14 protein-coding genes and 1 pseudogene are annotated in these 17,599 nt (G+C 60.4%); 8 read left to right on the top strand and 7 right to left on the bottom strand.

Annotated features, from left to right (window positions below; translation table 11 throughout):
- A pseudogene (locus ACTHXA_RS13895) lies at positions 1–492 on the bottom strand (Fe-S cluster assembly protein SufB); the annotation flags it as partial.
- A 191-nt stretch (positions 493–683) separates the two neighbouring features.
- Between ACTHXA_RS13895 and ACTHXA_RS13890 the strand changes: the two are divergent.
- Together ACTHXA_RS13890 and ACTHXA_RS13885 are read left to right on the top strand one after the other, a co-directional pair.
- The gene (locus ACTHXA_RS13890; protein WP_441673385.1) at positions 684–1,655 is read left to right on the top strand and encodes a COX15/CtaA family protein; all 972 of its coding nucleotides are present in this window, start codon (positions 684–686) and stop codon (positions 1,653–1,655) included.
- Between the two features lie 14 nt (positions 1,656–1,669).
- Positions 1,670–3,505 carry a pyruvate kinase gene (locus ACTHXA_RS13885; RefSeq protein ID WP_441673383.1) on the top strand — a complete coding sequence of 612 codons (1,836 nt, stop codon included), beginning with the start codon at positions 1,670–1,672 and terminating at the stop codon, positions 3,503–3,505.
- Between the two features lie 82 nt (positions 3,506–3,587).
- Here ACTHXA_RS13885 and ACTHXA_RS13880 read toward each other — a convergent pair whose 3' ends face one another.
- Positions 3,588–4,559, bottom strand: a complete 972-nt coding sequence (locus ACTHXA_RS13880) for a heme o synthase (RefSeq protein ID WP_441673392.1) — start codon at positions 4,557–4,559, stop codon at positions 3,588–3,590.
- 168 nt (positions 4,560–4,727) lie between these two features.
- On the opposite strand from ACTHXA_RS13880, the gene tkt reads away from it, so the two are divergent.
- The 6 genes from tkt to pgl all read left to right on the top strand — a co-directional run bounded on the left by tkt (position 4,728) and on the right by pgl (position 12,915).
- A complete protein-coding gene (gene tkt / locus ACTHXA_RS13875) occupies positions 4,728–6,824 on the top strand; it encodes a transketolase (protein ID WP_441673381.1) in 2,097 nt (698 codons plus the stop codon).
- 45 nt (positions 6,825–6,869) lie between these two features.
- Positions 6,870–7,979 carry a transaldolase gene (tal, locus tag ACTHXA_RS13870; protein WP_441673379.1) on the top strand — a complete coding sequence of 370 codons (1,110 nt, stop codon included), beginning with the start codon at positions 6,870–6,872 and terminating at the stop codon, positions 7,977–7,979.
- A gap of 25 nt (positions 7,980–8,004) precedes the next feature.
- Entirely contained in the window at positions 8,005–9,606 is a 1,602-nt protein-coding gene (locus tag ACTHXA_RS13865) for a glucose-6-phosphate isomerase (protein ID WP_441673378.1), read from the top strand.
- A 74-nt stretch (positions 9,607–9,680) separates the two neighbouring features.
- Positions 9,681–11,219 carry a glucose-6-phosphate dehydrogenase gene (gene zwf, locus ACTHXA_RS13860; RefSeq protein WP_441673376.1) on the top strand — a complete coding sequence of 513 codons (1,539 nt, stop codon included), beginning with the start codon at positions 9,681–9,683 and terminating at the stop codon, positions 11,217–11,219.
- Positions 11,216–12,151 (top strand): glucose-6-phosphate dehydrogenase assembly protein OpcA, encoded by a 936-nt coding sequence (locus ACTHXA_RS13855; RefSeq protein ID WP_441673374.1) that lies wholly within the window; start codon positions 11,216–11,218, stop codon positions 12,149–12,151. The genes zwf and ACTHXA_RS13855 overlap by 4 nt, the downstream gene beginning before the upstream one ends.
- 14 nt (positions 12,152–12,165) lie before the next feature.
- Positions 12,166–12,915, top strand: a complete 750-nt coding sequence (gene pgl, locus ACTHXA_RS13850; protein ID WP_441673372.1) for a 6-phosphogluconolactonase — start codon at positions 12,166–12,168, stop codon at positions 12,913–12,915.
- A 143-nt stretch (positions 12,916–13,058) separates the two neighbouring features.
- Here pgl and secG read toward each other — a convergent pair whose 3' ends face one another.
- The 5 genes from secG to whiA all read right to left on the bottom strand — a co-directional run bounded on the left by secG (position 13,059) and on the right by whiA (position 17,571).
- Complete coding sequence (gene secG, locus ACTHXA_RS13845) at positions 13,059–13,316, bottom strand: preprotein translocase subunit SecG (RefSeq protein ID WP_441673370.1); 258 nt, start codon at positions 13,314–13,316, stop codon at positions 13,059–13,061.
- A 73-nt stretch (positions 13,317–13,389) separates the two neighbouring features.
- Positions 13,390–14,181 (bottom strand): triose-phosphate isomerase, encoded by a 792-nt coding sequence (gene tpiA / locus ACTHXA_RS13840; RefSeq protein ID WP_441673368.1) that lies wholly within the window; start codon positions 14,179–14,181, stop codon positions 13,390–13,392.
- On the bottom strand, positions 14,175–15,386 hold the full coding sequence (locus tag ACTHXA_RS13835) for a phosphoglycerate kinase (RefSeq protein WP_441673366.1): 1,212 nt from the start codon (positions 15,384–15,386) through the stop codon (positions 14,175–14,177). The genes tpiA and ACTHXA_RS13835 overlap by 7 nt, the downstream gene beginning before the upstream one ends.
- Before the next feature lie 47 nt (positions 15,387–15,433).
- Positions 15,434–16,438: a type I glyceraldehyde-3-phosphate dehydrogenase gene (gap, locus tag ACTHXA_RS13830; RefSeq protein WP_441673364.1), complete on the bottom strand. Its 1,005-nt coding sequence runs from the start codon at positions 16,436–16,438 to the stop codon at positions 15,434–15,436.
- Positions 16,439–16,593: 155 nt separating this feature from the next.
- Positions 16,594–17,571: a DNA-binding protein WhiA gene (whiA, locus tag ACTHXA_RS13825; protein ID WP_441673362.1), complete on the bottom strand. Its 978-nt coding sequence runs from the start codon at positions 17,569–17,571 to the stop codon at positions 16,594–16,596.
- Between the last annotated feature and the right edge of the window lie 28 nt (positions 17,572–17,599).

Raw genomic sequence — 17,599 nt, 5'->3', positions numbered from 1 at the left:
GAAGAACTCGGGGTGCTCGCGCAGCGCCGTGTCGGTGTCCATGAAGATGACACCCTGTTTTTCGAGTTCCTCGTTGATCTGGTGGTACACCACCTCAGATTCGTACTGGGCAGCGACACCAGCAACGAGACGCTGACGTTCAGCCTCGGGGATACCGAGCTTCTCGTAGGTGTTCCGGATGTCGTCCGGGAGATCTTCCCAAGTCTGGGCCTGCTTCTCCGAGGCACGGACAAAGTACTTAATGTTGTCGAAGTCAATTCCCGACAGGTCCGCACCCCACGTGGGCATGGGCTTGCGGTCGAACATCTGCAGACCCTTGAGGCGACGCTCAAGCATCCATTCCGGTTCATTCTTGATCCGCGAGATATCGCGAACGACCTCTTCACTTAGGCCGCGTTTCGCAACGGCTCCCGCTTCGTCTGGGTCTGACCAACCAAACTCGTAATGACCGAGGTCATTTAGCTCGGGGCGGTCGATGAGCACGTCTGACATCGCTACCTCTCTTCTTCGTCTCGATGGTTCGTTGCCACCATCACGCGGAAAGCGCACATAGAATGGAACGACCACGAGCATTGGTTTGTTCCCAACCACTCGCGGTTCTGGTTGTGGCCCGCTGGCAATGAACAGCGTTCTCTAGTCTAAGCCACCTACCAGGATGAGCTAAATGTCATTGAGAGGTACCTGTGTCCGTCGCCAAAACCCTGATGCCCGACCACGTCACGCGCTGGACTCGGCTCATCGCCTGGGTGAATCTTGTGGTCAATATCGGCATCGTCGCCACCGGTGGCCTCGTGCGGCTCACCGGCTCCGGGCTCGGCTGCCCGACATGGCCCTTGTGCACGGATGATTCACTCGTACCGACACAGGAAATGGGCATCCACGGGATTATCGAGTTTGGTAACCGCACCCTCACAGGTGTGGTCGCAATTGCGGCGCTGCTCGCCTTCCTCGCCGTACTCAATACCCGGCACAGCCGAATGGGGCTAGTCGCGCCATCGGTGTGGGTTGGCGTACTTGTCATTGTGCAAGCAGGGGTTGGTGGCATCACCGTGCTGGTCGAGCTCGATCCGCGAGTGGTTGGCCTGCACTTCCTCTTATCCGCCCTCAATGTTGCGATTGCCGCACTCCTACTGCAGCGCGTGCGACTCGCCGAGCCCCTGCCAGACGCGGGGGCCACCAAGGGCGCTCCCGCGCTGTGGATCACAGCCGTGACGGTTGCCGTCCTGACCTGGATCACGGAAATCGTGGGCGTCCTCACCACGGGAGCTGGCCCGCACGCGGGTGACTCGGCCGCCGCAAGAAACGGTTTGGACCCGGCTATCATGCAGCACGTGCACGCATGGCCCGGCTACGCACTCGCCGTCGCGCTCGTGGTGTTCTTGTTCCTTGCCTATCGGGGCAACTACCCTCGCACCAGGCCAGTGGCAGTCGCGCTCTTTATCTCGGTAGTGGTGCAGATTGGCTTCGGCGTGTACCAGGCACGTACCGGGCTTCCGATTTGGTCGGTGGTCATCCACATGGCGCTCGCCGTTGTTGCGCTCGCAATTCTCACTGCGGTGCTCGTCAATGTTCGCCGCGATGGTGCCGATCGACTCCAGGGCAAGGCACCGGGTGAAAAGAAGCCCGACGTTCATATTCCGGTTGCTTCGGCCTGAGATCCTCTGAGGCTATGGCGAACTTTGACTCACACATCCTGAGCCTTCCCGAACTTGACGCGCAGCTTCGCAAACTGCTGCGCGAAGTCGAAGCTGCGGAACTTGCGGCCGCTGAACTCATCGCGGCTGTGCTCGAAGAGCACCGTGAATCAGCGCGAAACCTCGTCCACTATGTCGCAGTACGTCAACATGATCTGCGACCCATCCAGCGCTCGCTTTCGGCGTATGGGTTGTCGAGTCTCGGGCGAATGGAGTCAATCGTTCGGTCTTGGCTCCTCACGGTGCTTGAAACCGTAAATTCGCTGGTTGAGGGGCGTCGCCGGCGTGAGATCTGGGGTCCACTCGATGAGGGACGAGACGTTCTGCGACGCAATCGGGATGAGGTCTTGGGCTCGGTGCACGGAGGTGGCCGAACCACTCGGGTAATGGTGACGATGCCTTCGGAGGCGGCCCATGAACCGGCCCTGGTGAAACGGATGGGCGCCGCAGGCATGGATATCGCCCGTGTCAATTGCGCACACGACTCAGAGACAGAGTGGGCGTCGATGATCGAATCGGTGCGCGGACTGCAAGACGGTGTCCTAGTAGCCATGGATCTCGGCGGTCCCAAGCTACGCACCGGTCCGCTGGAGCCCGGTCCGCAGGTGATCAAGGTCAAACCGCTTCGAAATGATTCGGGTGAAGTGAGTGAACTCGCACGGATTATTTTTATCGAGGCAAGTGAACTGCCGACCGAGCTCGACTTTGATGCCGAGCCAACTCCGATTCCGGTGACCGGATTGGCAACATTGGGATTGCGTATCGGTGACAAGCTCAAGGGTGAGGATGCTCGCGGGCGCTGGCGGAAGTTCACCGTGACCGATCTTTCCCCCGGTCGCGTAGAAGTCTCCTGCAAGCGCACGACGTACTTTGTCACCGGCATGGAGCTCGACACGAAGTCGGGCAATACGATTACTGTCGGTGAGCTACCGCCAGTTCGTCAGCACCTCTTCGTCCGTGTCGGCGATGAGATCCGACTCCAGCGCGATATGGCGCCACAACCGGCGACGCTCGTGAGCCCGCACCGAATTGGCTGCTCCCTCGAGAATGCCTTCTCAGACGCAAAAGCGGGACAACGCATCCTCTTTGACGATGGCAAAATTGGTGGCGTCGTCCTCGACGTGACCGATGAGGAAATTATCGTCGAGGTGACCCGTGCCGGCGTCGACGGTGTGAAGCTCCGCGCGGAGAAGGGAATTAATCTTCCCGATACCACGCTGCGAATTCCGGCGCTCACCGAAGAGGATCGATCACACCTGCCGTTCGTCGCAAAGCATGCGGACACAGTGAATCTCTCCTTCGTGCGCTCGCACGAGGACGTTGCCGACCTCATCCACGAGCTCGAGGCGCTTGATGCTCGTGAAATTGGCATCACGCTCAAGATTGAAACGCAGCAGGCCTTTCGCTCCCTCCCCCGCATGCTGCTTGAAGCGATGCGCTGGGGCGGTGTGGGCGTGATGATTGCCCGCGGTGATCTCGCTGTGGAACTCGGCTTTGAACGCCTTGCGGAAGTGCAAGAAGAGATTCTGTGGCTCTGTGAGGCCGCGCACGTGCCTGTCATTTGGGCCACTCAGGTGCTCGACACACTAGCGCGCACGGGGCTGCCTTCTCGTGCGGAAGTCACGGATGCCGCGATGGGTCGGCGCGCTGAAGCGGTCATGCTCAATAAGGGACCGTTCATAGTCGAGGCGATCGAGGCACTCACCTCCATCCTGGACCGGATGGGTGGGCACGTGTCGAAGAAGCGCTCACTGCTTCGACCGCTCGAATCCTTTGACCTCGAGGATCTCCACCCGGCTCGGGCCCGCTAGACACACACCGAACGCGCAGACTGAGTCCCTGCCCAGCATCCCAATGAGTGGCCGCTGGGCAGGTCGTTAGGCGAACTGAACGCTAACCACCGAACGGCATGAGTGGCAGGTACAGGATCGGGTCGAGCCCGACTGCCACGAACACGAGCGTGAGATACGTGATCGAAAGGTGGAACACGCGCATGGGTTTCGCTTCGCCATTGCCCTTGACCACGTTGTAGTAGAGCCGGTGTGCTTCTGCGACGAACCAGGCGCCCGCCCCCACTGCGGCAATCGTGTAGAGCCATCCCATTGGTGCGACCGGGATGAGCAGCAAACTCGCGATCATGGTTGCCCATGCATAGATTACTGACTGGAGCGCAACCGCGCCCTCACCCATCGTGACCGAAAGCATCGGCACATCCGCGTTCTCGTAGTCATCCGCGTACTTCACGCTCAACGGCCAGTAGTGCGCCGGAGTCCACAGGAAGATGATGAGGAACAGAATCAGCGGTTCCCACGAAAGACTGTTGGTGACTGAAGCCCAACCGATCAGCACCGGCATGCAGCCCGCAACGCCGCCCCAGACAATGTTCTGGTCGGTCCGGCGCTTGAGGATCATGGTGTAGAGCACCACGTAGAGCAGGATTGCCCCGACGCTGAGCGCCGCGGTGAGCGGGTTAGCAACGAGCCACAACACCACAGTGGATGCAATCCCCAGTAGCCACGCGAACACAAGCGATTCACGTTCAGAGACTTCACCGGTGACGAGCGGGCGCTTTTCGGTGCGACGCATCAGCCGATCAATGTCACGGTCGAGGTAGCAGTTGAACACGTTCGCGCTTGCCGCCGACATCGTGCCACCGAGCAACACGCCCAGCCCGAGCCACGGTGAGAAGAATCCGCCTGCCGCAAGGAACATGGTGGGCAGCGTCGTAACTAGCAGCAACTCAATAATGCGCGGCTTGGTCAGCGAAATGTATGCCGCGAGCTTCCGCTTAAAGTTCGAGCGTTCCGGAACACCAGTTTGCGCATCGGTCGTTGCAGCGCTGGTTTGCTGCGAAGCACCCGTAATTTCGTGGATCGACACTGTCACCATTCCTTATAACCCGTATCCCCACTAGCCTACCGTCCTTCAACAGATCTGTTTAGTCAGCTCACCGTCGACAGCAGACTAGAGCGTTGTAGGCTAATCGGCGGTGCTACCTGAGCACGCACGCCCATCCCCCTCAAAGGAGTCGATGTGACAAGTATTGAATGGACCGAACTCGACCAGCGAGCAGCCGACACGGCTCGCCTCCTGGCCGCAGATGCCGTGGAAAAGGCCAAGGGTGGTCACCCGGGAACGGCTATGAGCCTGGCGCCAGTTGCCACATTGCTGTACCAGCACATTATGCGCGTCGACCCCAGCGATCCGGACTGGCTCGGTCGGGACCGCTTCATTCTTTCCAACGGTCACACCTCGCTCACTCAGTACACGCAGCTTTTCCTCGGCGGTTTCGGTCTGGAAATCGACGACATCAAGAACATCCGTTCCTGGGGTTCTCCGACTGCTGGCCACCCAGAATATGGCCACGTCAAGCACGTCGAAATGACCACCGGACCGCTCGGCCAGGGTCTCGCATCCGCCGTCGGTTTCGCCTACTCGCAGCGCTTTGAGCGCGGACTCTTCGACCCGGAAGCTCCGGAGGGGGAAAGCCCCTTCGACCACCACGTCTATGTCCTCGCGGGAGACGGGTGCCTGCAGGAGGGCATCACCTCCGAAGCATCATCGCTCGCCGGTCACCAGCAGCTCGGCAATCTCGTCGTGATCTACGACTCGAACCAGATCTCGATCGAAGATGACACCGACATTGCCTTCACCGAGGATGTGGCCAAGCGCTACGAGTCCTACGGCTGGGATGTCAGCACCGTGGACTGGACCCAGGGCAACACCGAAGTGCAGGAAGATGTCCCCGCGCTCGCCGAGGCGATTGCAGCGGCAAAGGCCGAAACCACCAAGCCTTCGCTCATCATCCTGAAGAACTTCATCGGCTACCCCGCACCGACCGCGCAGAACACAGGCGCATCGCACGGTGCCGCACTCGGCGCCGAGGAAATCCGTGCGACCAAGGAGATCCTCGGTTTCAACCCTGACGAGGACTTCATCGTTGAGGACAACGTGCTCGAGTACACCCGCGGTCTCGCCGACCGCGTGCGTCCAGTTCGGGAAACCTGGCAAGCAGCCTTCGATGCGTGGGCCGCTCGTGAGCCCGAGCGTAAGGCGCTCTTTGACCGACTCGAGGCAGGCGAGCTGCCCGAGGGTATTGAGGATGCGCTGCCGAGCTTCGAGGGTGTCGAGAAGGTGTCGACACGCAAGGCTTCGGGAAAAACCATCAACGCTCTCGCTCAGCAGCTGCCGGAGCTCTGGGGTGGATCGGCAGACCTCGCCGGTTCGAACAACACGACCATTGAGAACGCAAACTCCTTCGCTCCGGCAGAGTTCTCGACCAAGAGCTGGACTGCGGACAAGCACGGCCGTGTCTTGCACTTCGGTATCCGCGAGCACGCCATGGCGGCCATCATCAACGGCATTACTCTCTCGGGTCGCACACGCGCGTTCGGCGGCACGTTCCTTATCTTCAGCGACTACATGCGGCCATCGCTCCGACTCGCTGCCCTGATGAACATCCCGAGCCTGTTCGTGTGGACGCACGACTCGCTCGCACTCGGCGGTGACGGCCCGACGCACCAGCCCGTGGAAACGCTCACCACGCTCCGCGCGATTCCAAACTTCACGATTGTTCGCCCGGCGGACGCTAACGAAACCACGCAGGCTTGGCTCGAGACACTCCGCCGTCACAACGGCCCGGTCGGACTCGTCTTCTCTCGCCAGGACCTCCCAGTGCTGCAGCGCGGTACTGGTGACGCATCCGGTGACGAGCTTGCTTCCGCAACGCTCACCAGCCGCGGTGGCTACGTCCTCGCCGAAGCACGCAACGGTGCACCCGAACTCATTCTGATCGCAACCGGCTCGGAAGTGCAGCTTGCTCTCGCCGCACGCGAAACCCTGGAATCGGAGGGTGTGGCCACTCGCGTCGTATCTATGCCGAGCCAGGAATGGTTCGCCGAGCAGTCCGAGGAATACCGCGAACAGGTTCTGCCTGCCGCAGTGACCGCACGCGTCTCGGTGGAAGCTGGGCTTGCATTGACATGGGCGCCGTATCTTGGTGCTCGTGGTCGTTCGGTATCGGTCGAAGACTTTGGCGCGTCGGCAGACGGCATGGAGTTGCTCGAGCGTTACGGCATCACCACTGATGCGGTCATCGCAGCAGCCCGCGAATCCCTCGCAGCACACTAAGCACTCTTTCGGGCCTGGCCCACATCAACTTTTCGAGGAGACACTATGACCAACGAAAACACCGCCGCGCTTGCTGGCGTCGGCGTCAGCATTTGGCTGGACGACCTTTCCCGTGAGCGCCTTGATGGTGACTCACTCACCAACCTCATCGCTGATCGCAATGTTGTTGGGGTGACCACGAACCCTTCCATCTTCTCCAATGCGCTTGCGAAGGGCGAAGCGTACGCGGGCCAGGTCAAGGAGCTCGCCGGGGCAAACACGAGCGTGGACGACGCCATCATCGAAATCACCACCGAAGACGTACGTCGTGCCTGCGATGTCTTCCGTCCCCAGTACGACGCGACTGACGGTGTCGACGGTCGCGTTTCGATCGAGGTGTCGCCGCTGCTCGCGAATGACACCGAGGGCACCATCGCCGAGGCGAAGCTGCTGTGGGACAAGGTCGACCGCGAGAACGTCATGATCAAGATCCCCGCAACCGAGGCAGGCCTGCCCGCAATTACCGAAGCAATCGCATCCGGTATTTCGGTGAACGTGACCCTGATCTTCTCGCTCCCCCGCTACCGCGAGGTGATCAACGCCTACCTGACCGGTCTCGAGCAGGCGCTCGAACGCGGCGTTGATATCTCGAACATTCACTCCGTCGCGTCATTCTTCGTGTCGCGTGTTGACGTGGAGATTGACAAGCGCCTGGATGCGATCGGGACTGACGAAGCAAAGGCACTCAAGGGTCGCGCGGGTGTGGCAAATGCTCGACTCGCGTACCAGGTCTTTGAAGAGGCATTCCAGTCAGAGCGAGCAAAGACTCTGCGCACTTCGGGTGCGCAGCTCCAGCGTCCGCTTTGGGCATCTACCGGGGTGAAGGACCCGTCCCTGCCCGACACCCTCTACGTGGTTGAACTCGCCGTTGCTGACGTCGTGAACACCATGCCCGAGAAGACGTTGGAAGCGGTTGCCGACCATGGAGAAATCCGCGGTGATGTCGTCTCGGATTCCTACCACGACGCCAATAAACTGCTCGACGCCATCGACAAGCAGGGCATCTCGTACTCCGAGGTAACCCAGCAGCTTGAGGATGAGGGCGTCGAGAAGTTCATCTCCGCTTGGAGCGAGCTCAAAGAGGCCGTGTCCGGTCAGCTCGAGCAGTCCCGCTAACGAAATAATCGAGAAAGCAGACATTATGGGCATCAAAGTCTCCACATCGGGGAACGCCACAGAAGCCGCGCAACGACACCTCGATCGACTCGTCGAAGAGCAATTCGCGAGTCGCCTCTTTGCCGAAGACGGTACCCTCTGGGGCCCAGCTGCCGAAGAGGAGTCCTCGAAGCGACTCGGCTGGACCAAGGCCGCCGCGGTCTCGGAACCGCTGGTCCCCGAAATCCTCGCACTCAAGGACACCCTCAACGCCAAGGGCGTTGACCGCATCGTGCTATGCGGTATGGGTGGTTCCTCCTTGGCTCCTGAAGTGATGACGCGGACCGCCGGCATCGCACTGGAGGTGCTCGACTCGACGAACCCCACCCAGGTGCGCAACACTGTTGGACAGGACATTGAGCGCACTGCGGTCGTGGTGTCCTCGAAATCAGGGTCTACCGTCGAGACTGACTCCCAGCGACGCGCATTCGTGGCCGAGTTTGAAAAGGCCGGAATTGACCCAGCTGAGCGCATCATCATCGTCACCGACCCGGGTTCACCGCTCGAAAAGGCATCACGTGAGGCGGGCTACTCGGTCTTCCTCGCCGACCCCACGGTGGGTGGCCGCTTCTCGGCACTGACCGCCTTCGGACTGGTACCAGCCGGCCTCGCTGGTCTCGACATTGCCGCGTTCCTGAACGAGGCAGCATCGGTTACGGCTGAATTGGCGCAGGACTCCGCGAGCAACCCGGGCCTGCTACTCGGCGCGGCAATCTCCGGGGCCGAGCCGGTGAATACCTACCTCGGTGTGATTGCCGATGGCACCAACATCGTCGGTTTCGGTGACTGGGCTGAACAGCTCATTGCGGAATCCACCGGTAAAGAGGGCAAGGGTCTGCTCCCGGTCGTGCTCGACAAGGAAGCCCCCGAAGTCGGGCTGCCGATTCCCGACCTGCAGGTTGTGCGGCTCGTTGCGGATGCGGCGGACACGCCCGCCGTCGGCAATGAGATCACTGTCTCAGGTGGCCTTGCCGAGCAAATGATGCTGTGGGAAGTTGCCGTCTCAGTCGCCGGTAAGGTGCTTGGCATTAACCCCTTCGATCAGCCTGACGTTGAGTCGGCCAAGGCCGCTGCGCGCGAGCTTCTCGACGCCACCCCAGAACCCGAAGCGGCCGTCTTTGAGGACGGCAATATCGCCGTTCGCGGCACTGCTTCGGTGGTTGAGGGTCAGGATGCGTTGGCTGGCGCCATCGAATCCTTGCTTTCGAAATTGCCGGAGCGCGGCTACGTGGCCATCCAGGCTTATGCCGACCGCATCGGTCAGCCGGAACTGGCAGAGATCCGCGACCTCGTCGCGCACCGTGCACGTCGCCCGGTCACTTTCGGTTGGGCACCGCGGTTCCTGCACTCCACCGGCCAGTTCCACAAGGGTGGACCTCGGGTAGGCGTATTCCTGCAGATCACGACCGCTGAGGATGTCGACCTTGAGATTTCTGAACGGCCCTTCACCTTTGGTGAGCTTATTCAAGCGCAGGCCGCCGGAGACGCATCCGTGCTCGAAGGTCACGGGATGCCGGTGCTTCGTCTGGAGCTCAAGGACCCGATTTCCGGTGCGGAGCAGTTGATCTCAACGCTCCGTTCCATCTAACTCAATTCCAGAATCTGACCCGCTGCGGGGTGGGAGCCGGTGGCTTCCACCCCGCAGGCAGTAAAGGTGAATCAGTGTCAGTGAACATTGCCCCCGGGATCAACCCACTTCGTCCTCGAGGCGAGCGTCGCCTCGACCGCATTGCCGGTCCCTCAAGCGTTGTCCTTTTCGGTGTAACCGGCGACCTCAGCCGCAAGAAACTCCTCCCCGCCATCTACGACCTCGGCAACCGAGGCTTACTCTCCCCATCCTTTGGAATCGTTGGCTTCGGACGACGTGACTGGTCCGACGATGACTTCCGCGAGTTTGTCCGCGAGAATGCGCGCAAGCACGCGCGTACCGAATGGAGCGAGGATGCGTGGAAACAGCTTTCCGCGGGCCTGCGGTTCGTTCAGGGTGAGTTCGATGACGATGCCGCCTTCGACACACTCAGCGAAACGCTTCGGGAATTAAAGGAGAGCCACGGAACACGCGGCAACCACGCGTTCTATCTCTCGATCCCTCCTCGCGATTTCGCGATCGTCACCGATCAGCTGCGCCGCTCAGGACTCGCGAACGACACGAATGATTCCTGGCGTCGAGTCATTATTGAAAAGCCATTTGGGCACGATCTCGAGTCTGCTCGTGAGCTGAACGACATCGTCGAGTCGGTTTTCCCCAGCGACGCGATCTTTAGAATCGACCACTATCTCGGTAAAGAAACCGTGCAGAACATTTTGGCGTTGCGATTTGCCAACACCATGTACGAGCCGCTGTGGAATGCAAACTGGGTTGACCACGTTCAGATCACCATGGCAGAAGACATTGGTGTCTCCGGCCGCGCGGGATACTACGACGGTGTCGGCGCCGCGCGGGACGTCATTCAGAACCACCTGCTCCAGCTGCTCGCGCTCACCGCAATGGAAGAGCCGCTCACCTTTGGCGCGAAGGATCTCCGCACCGAGAAAGAGAAGGTCCTTGCAGCCGTCCGCCTCGGCGATGATCTCGGCGCCTCTACCGCACGCGGTCAGTATTCGAGTGGCTGGCAAGGTGGTGAGTACGTTCGCGGTTTCCTTGATGAAGACGGCATGAATCCGAATTCCACAACGGAAACCTACGCCGCACTCCGGCTCGAAATTGATAACCGCCGGTGGATGGGTGTGCCCTTCTATCTCCGTGCCGGCAAGCGCCTCGGCCGTCGAGTTACAGAAATTGCGATCACCTTCAAGGACGCACCCGAGTACCTTTTCGCTCCGGCTGAGCGTGCCTCGCTCGGCCCGAACGCACTCGTCATTCGTGTCCAGCCGGATGAGGGTGTCACGATTCGTTTCGGTTCCAAGGTTCCGGGTGTCGGAATGCAGGTGCGCGACGTCACCATGGACATGGGCTACGGTCATGCCTTCACCGAAGACAGCCCCGAGGCCTACGAACGACTGATCCTCGACGTCTTGCTCGGAGATCCGCCGCTCTTCCCCCGTCACGAGGAGGTCGAACTGTCTTGGCGCATCCTCGACCCGGTCGAAGAATACTGGGCAAGTCACGGCGCGCCGGAACAGTACAAGCCCGGTTCCTGGGGTCCCGATTCCGCAAATGAACTGCTTCACCGCGATGGCCGAACCTGGAGGCGCCCGTGATCACGAAACTACACAACACCACCACCTCCGAGGTCGCCCGCGAGCTCGTTCGCATCCGTGAGGAAGGTGGCGCAGTTGCCCTCGGCCGGGTGCTCACGCTGATCCTGGTTTCGGGCGAACGCGTCAACGAAGAAGGCATCCGTGCCGCAAACCGTGCCTCGGGCGAACACCCGATGCGTGTGATCGTGCTGCACACCTACCCAAACGGTGGCGAAGCCCGAGTGGATGCGGAGATTCGTGTGGGTTCGGACGCTGGCGCAAGCGAAGTCGTCATCCTGCACGCGACCGGTGATGCCGCGAATGACCCGGAGACGCTTGTGCAAGCGCTGCTGCTCCCGGATGCTCCAGTGGTGGCATGGTGGCCCGGTTCGGACTGCGAGTCGCCTTCACAGTCGCCGCTGGGGCGGATTGCTCAGTTGCGGATTGTCGACACCCACGACGACCCTGACGGCATCGAGTCGATTCGCCGCCTTCGCGATGGCTATCACGAAGGCGACACGAATCTCGCGTGGACTCGCCTCACTCGCTGGCGCGCACAGCTTGCCGCGGTCCTCGACCAACCGCCATACGAGCCAGTGCTCTCCGTTGAGCTCGTCGGTGGCCGAGTGTCGAGTGGTGTCCTGCTCATGGCCGGTTGGCTCAAACACTATCTGCAGGTGCCGGTGGAGATCACCATCGAGGAGGACAACCTCCCGGGTAACCTCCGCACCGTTCGATTGATCCGAGAATCTGGCACTATTGAACTTGAGCGACTCGCTCTTGAGAATGCACGTCTGCGGCAATCTGGTCAGCCAGATCAGATCGTACCGCTCCGGCTGCGTGATCGATTTGATGTACTTGCCGAGGAGCTTCGCTCGCTCGCTCACGATCCGGTCTATGAGGCTGCACTCTTGGAAGGTTCCGCCGAGCTCCAACTCGACAAGCTGAAGTGATTGAGAGGAGTCCAATGGATTTCACCACTGCCCGTCTCGTGCACGGCGATTCAGCTGAACAGCTCGATTCTGTCCTGGCCGAAGAGACGACCGCGTACCTCCGGGAACGGGTTCGGGAGGCAAACCAGGTTCACCTCGCACTCTCGGGAGGTTCACTCGCCGATCGGGCTCTCCCCCAGATAATTCGAGTGGCGAATGAGCACGGACTGGACTGGTCCAATGTTCACATTTGGTTTGCTGACGAACGCTTCGTGCCACGCGGCAGCGATGAGCGAAATGCGACCCAGATTGTCGCCGCACTGCGCGAAGCGAACGGCTTTCAGGCAGAAAACCTGCACATTCCAGCTTCGAGTGATTCGGGAATCTCTCTCGATGACGCGGCAGTTGAATACGGCGAGGTACTCAATCGGGTCATTGGTATCTCGAGCCGCAATCGCTTCCCGATTATCGACCTGGTGCTGCTTGGTATGGGACCAGACGGTCACACTGCATCCCTGTTCCCCGGACACGAGGGCGTGGAAGTCGCGGATGAGCCGGTGATTTCGGTGCGCAACTCCCCGAAGCCGCCGCCCGAACGCATCTCGCTCTCGTTCCCAATGCTCGCGTCAGCGCGACGCTGCTGGGTGTATGCAACCGGTGCAAGCAAGCGGGATGCGCTTGCACTTGCGCGCAGCGGCTCAGCTTCACGCACGGATTCCCCGGTGGCTCACGTGAGTGCGACAGACGAGGTCGCCCTCTTCGCAGACGCGGATGCGCTGGGCTAGCTCCCGCAGACAAGTCTCGTTCGGATAGGTATCCGCTTCTAGACGATACAAAGCCCCGACTCGAATGGAATTATTCGAGTCGGGGCTTTGTTCTTGCCAGCGCGGTGCGATCTAGTGCGATCAAACCCGCCTAGCTTTTCGGACTAGTACATCCCAGGCGTGGCAAAACGGCTCAGTACGCCCATAAGGACGATAGCGAGGACCCAGATCACGAGAGTCCACGTTGTCATTCTGTTGAGGTTCTTTTCCGCGACACCCGAGGAGGAAGCACTGGAGGTCACCCCACCGCCGAACATGTCACTCAAGCCACCGCCCTTACCACGGTGCAGCAGGATGAACAGAATGAGGAGCACGCTGGTGATTGCGAGCACCACCTGCAGGATGACGAGGAGAATATCCACGAGGGCCTTTCAGCGGGAAAACAAGAGGACGGGGCCTTTCGACCCCGTCCGAGTATAGGCGATATTGCTGAATCTACGTGCCGACGTGCGAGTGGTAGCGAATGATTGACGCGAAGTCATCAATGCTGAGGCTTGCGCCACCGACGAGAGCACCGTCAATATCCGGCTCGCGCATGATGCTGGCAACATTTGCCGGCTTCACCGAACCGCCGTAGAGAATCCTGGTCTGCGCGGCTGACTCTTCACCGAGCAGTTCGCCTAGGGCACCCCGGATGGCCGCACACACTTCCTGTGCTTGCTCAGCTGTGGCGACCTTCCCGGTACCGATTGCCCACACGGGCTCATAGGCGATGACGATGTCCGTACCCGGCTTCACATCGGCAAGTGCCGCTTTGAGCTGAGCGATCGAAACATCCGCTGGGTTATCAGAGCTTTCACGCTCTTCAAGGCTCTCGCCAACACACAGCACCGGCACCAGGCCATGACGGATGGCCGCATCCACCTTGGCCTTGCACACCTCGTCGCTCTCGCCGTGGATGGTTCGGCGTTCGGAGTGGCCGACCAGCACGTAGCGTGCTCCGAGTTGGGCGATGAACTCTCCAGAAATATCGCCGGTATAGGCGCCGGAGTCATGCTCGGAAAGATCCTGTGCACCGTATTCGATGTCGAGCTTGTCGGCTTGCACGATGGTCTGGACGCTGCGGAGATCAGTGAACGGCGGGAACACCGCGACTTCAACCTGCTCATACTCGTGCTTCGCGTCTTTCAAGGTCCAAGCGAGCTTCTGCACGAATGCGATCGCCTGAAGATGATTGAAGTTCATCTTCCAGTTTCCCGCCATGAGCGGGGTACGTGTGGTTACCATCCAAGGACCTCCAGTCCCGGCAGACGCTTGCCCTCGATGAGTTCGAGGCTCGCACCGCCACCAGTTGAAACGTGGCCGAATTCGTCATCGGCAAATCCAAGCGTGCGGATCGCCGCCGCGGAGTCGCCACCGCCAACGACCGAAAGACCGTCCACTGCGGTGAGTGCCTGGGCGACTTCTGCGGTTCCCGAAGCGAACTCGGGGAACTCAAACACACCCATTGGACCGTTCCAGAATACCGTCTTGGAGGAACGAATTGCTTCGGCGTATGCCTTTTCAGTTTCTGGACCGATGTCGAGACCGATCCCCTCGGAACCGAATGATGAGCCTTCGATATTGTCGGCGGCCACGACTTCATGCGCCGCGTCGGCGGCGAATCGCTCCGCCACAACGATGTCCGTAGGAAGAAGCAGCTCGACGCCGCGCTCCTCGGCTTCCGAAATGTAGCCCTTCACGGTCTCGAGCTGCTCAGTCTCCAGCAGCGATTTCGCGACTTTGTGTCCCTTGGCGGCGAGGAAGGTGAAGAGCATTCCGCCGCCAATAATGAGACGGTCAACGCGGGGAAGCAGATTCTGGATTACACCGAGCTTGTCGGACACCTTGGAACCACCAAGAACCACCGTGAACGGCTTTTCGGGGTTGGTGACCACGCGGTCGAGCTTCTCAACCTCGTTCGCGACGAGCGTGCCAGCGGCAGAAGGCAGGAGCTTCGCGAGCTCGTAGACCGAGGCCTGTTTGCGATGTACGACACCGAATCCATCCGAGACATAGGCATCACCAAACTCGGCCAGCTGCTGGGCGAATGCCGCTCGTTCGGCCTCATCCTTGCTGGTCTCACCGGGGTTGAAGCGAAGGTTCTCGAGTACGACGACCTCGCCATCCTGCAGCCCTGAAACGAGCTGACGCGCGCTTTCTCCAACGGTATCCGCGGCCAGCGCGACGTCCTGATCAAGCAGCTGCCCGAGACGAGCCGCCGCAGGAGCGAGTGAGAATTCAGGGTTAGGTTCGCCCTTAGGACGACCAAGGTGGGAGATCACAATCACCTTGGCGTTTTGTTCAATCAGTGCGCTCAGAGTAGGCAACGAGGCCCGCGCACGACCGTCGTCAGTGATTTCCCCATCATTGAGGGGCATGTTCAGATCGCATCGTACGATCACGCGCTTTCCAGAAAGCTCATCAAGAGACTCAAGCGTACGCAGTGCCATTCGTTGCTCCTACCGTGTGTGTTGTATCAATCGTGGTTGGTGTGGATCTAGATGCGGTCCGCGACGTATGCGGAAAAGTCCATGAGTCGCTCGGTGTAGCCCCACTCATTGTCATACCAAGCCGAGAGCTTTACGAGCTTGCCCTGGACGCGCGTCAGTGGTGCGTCAAAAATCGAGGAGTGGTGTTCACCGATGATGTCGCGCGAGACAATCGGGTCCTCGTTGTACTTGAGGATTCCCTTGAACTCACCCTCGGCCGCTTCCTTGTACGCCTCGTTGATCTCATCAACCGTAAGCTCGCGGTCGGTGTGCACCGTGAGGTCGGTGATCGAGCCGGTCTCTACCGGTACGCGAAGCGCAAAACCGTCAAGCTTGCCAGCGAGTTCCGGCATCACCAGCGAGACGGCCTTTGCTGCACCGGTGGTGGTCGGAATAATGCTCAGCGCTGCCGCACGAGCACGACGAAGGTCCTTGTGCGGAGAATCCTGCAGACGCTGGTCGGAGGTGTAGGCGTGAATCGTTGTCATGAGTCCGGAGTTGATGCCGAACCGGTCCTGGAATACCTTTGCGAGCGGCGCGAGGCAGTTCGTGGTGCAGGATGCGTTGGAGATGACGTGATCGGTGTCGGGGTTGTAGTCCGTGTGATTGACACCGTAGACAAACGTCGGAGCCGGTCCCTTCGCAGGCGCAGACAGGAGCACCTTCTTCGCGCCGGCCGAGATGTGGGCCTGCGCCTTGCTGGGGTCGTTGAACCGCCCCGTGCACTCAAGTACAAGTTCCACACCGAGGTCTGCCCAGGGGAGCTTGGCCGGGTCGGGCTCTGCGAGCGCGTGCACCTGTCGCTCATCCACGTAGATGTTGTCATCGTCGTGGGTGATTCGATTCGGCAGCACGCCAGAAGTCGAGTCGTACTTCAGCAGGTGTGCCAGCGTGAGGTTGTCGGTGAGGTCATTGATTGCAACCAATTCGAGGTTGGGGTGGCTGTTGTCGAGCAGCGCACGTGCAAAGCTACGTCCGATGCGACCAAATCCATTAATGGCGATCTTCGTCAAGGGGTACTCCTTTTAGGAAGTGCGACTGCGAAAAGGTTCAGGATGGACCAATCGCGGGAGTTTCCTCCGAGACCTACGGTACTCACATTCGGTTACGGGATTCCTCGAAACTACTAAGTCCTTTCCCGTCACCGTGGACGCCGATTCCCCAAGAATTAGTCGATTTCTTCACCTTCAGGTACGCCCGACATCGTGCCGGGAATCCCCCGCTCACTCGCGCTGCGATCCGCAAGCGACAGCAACCGGCGCACCCGGCCAGCCACCGCGTCCTTCGTCATGGGCGGGTCAGCGCGCTGACCCAGTTCATCGAGCGAGGCCTCGCGGAACTGGAGCCGCAGCTCGCCGGCATACCGCAGGTGGTCTGGAACATCGTCCCCGAGGATTTCAAAGGCGCGTTCAACTCGGGCACAGGCGGTGACCGCCGCGCGCGCCGAGCGGCGCAGGTTGGCGTCATCAAAGTTGACAAGACGATTCGCCGTGGCACGCGTCTCGCGCCGCTGGCGCAGTTTCTCCCATTCACCCAGAACTTGCTTGGCACCAATCGTCGAAAGCATCTCGTTGATGGCCTCAACGTCACGAAGCACCACGCGGTTTACACCGCGCACCTCACGCGCTTTCGCGCTAATGGTCAAGCGTCCGGCAGCGCCGACCAGGGCCATCGCCGTCTCTCGGTTAGGGCAGGTGATCTCAAGCGAAGCCGATCGACCCGGCTCCGAGAGCGTTCCGGCGCCGATGAATGCGCCGCGCCACGTGGCTGCGAGCAGATCTGCGGTTCCGAGGGTGAGTCGATTCGGTAAGCCACGAACAATGCGTCCCCGACCATCCATGAGCCCGGTTTGGCGTGCGAGGGTGTCGCCCTGTTCGATGACGCGAACGAAGTAACTTGCTTGCCCCTGGGCGCCTCCCGAAGAGCGGCCAAGCCGTGCACGGATGCCGTAAAGGGCCCCGATCTCACGACCGAGTCGAAGCGCGAGTTCTTCCGATTCCAGTTCCGCTTCAATGATGTAGCGATGCGAGATCATCTGCAAGGCGCCGGTGAATCGAAGGATGCTCGTGACCTGAGCAGCACGAGCCTGATTTGTCCCCGGACTCACTCCCGCGATTTCCTGTTTCACCTGCGCCGTAAGCGACAATTTTCCTCCACATCGGGGTGCTCTCGTT

Source organism: Gulosibacter sp. (assembly GCF_052090685.1).
Classification (GTDB): Bacteria; Actinomycetota; Actinomycetes; order Actinomycetales; family Microbacteriaceae; genus Gulosibacter.
This window is presented reverse-complemented; position numbering and strand designations above follow the sequence as displayed.

Bases quoted from the DNA above. Each gene is read 5' to 3' on its own strand.
- ACTHXA_RS13885 (WP_441673383.1), top strand. From the start codon at position 1,670: ATGGCGAACTTTGACTCACACATCCTGAGCCTTCCCGAACTTGACGCG.
- tal (WP_441673379.1), top strand. From the start codon at position 6,870: ATGACCAACGAAAACACCGCCGCGCTTGCTGGCGTCGGCGTCAGCATT.
- ACTHXA_RS13865 (WP_441673378.1), top strand. From the start codon at position 8,005: ATGGGCATCAAAGTCTCCACATCGGGGAACGCCACAGAAGCCGCGCAA.
- pgl (WP_441673372.1), top strand. From the start codon at position 12,166: ATGGATTTCACCACTGCCCGTCTCGTGCACGGCGATTCAGCTGAACAG.
- tpiA (WP_441673368.1), bottom strand. From the start codon at position 14,181: ATGGTAACCACACGTACCCCGCTCATGGCGGGAAACTGGAAGATGAAC.
- ACTHXA_RS13835 (WP_441673366.1), bottom strand. From the start codon at position 15,386: ATGGCACTGCGTACGCTTGAGTCTCTTGATGAGCTTTCTGGAAAGCGC.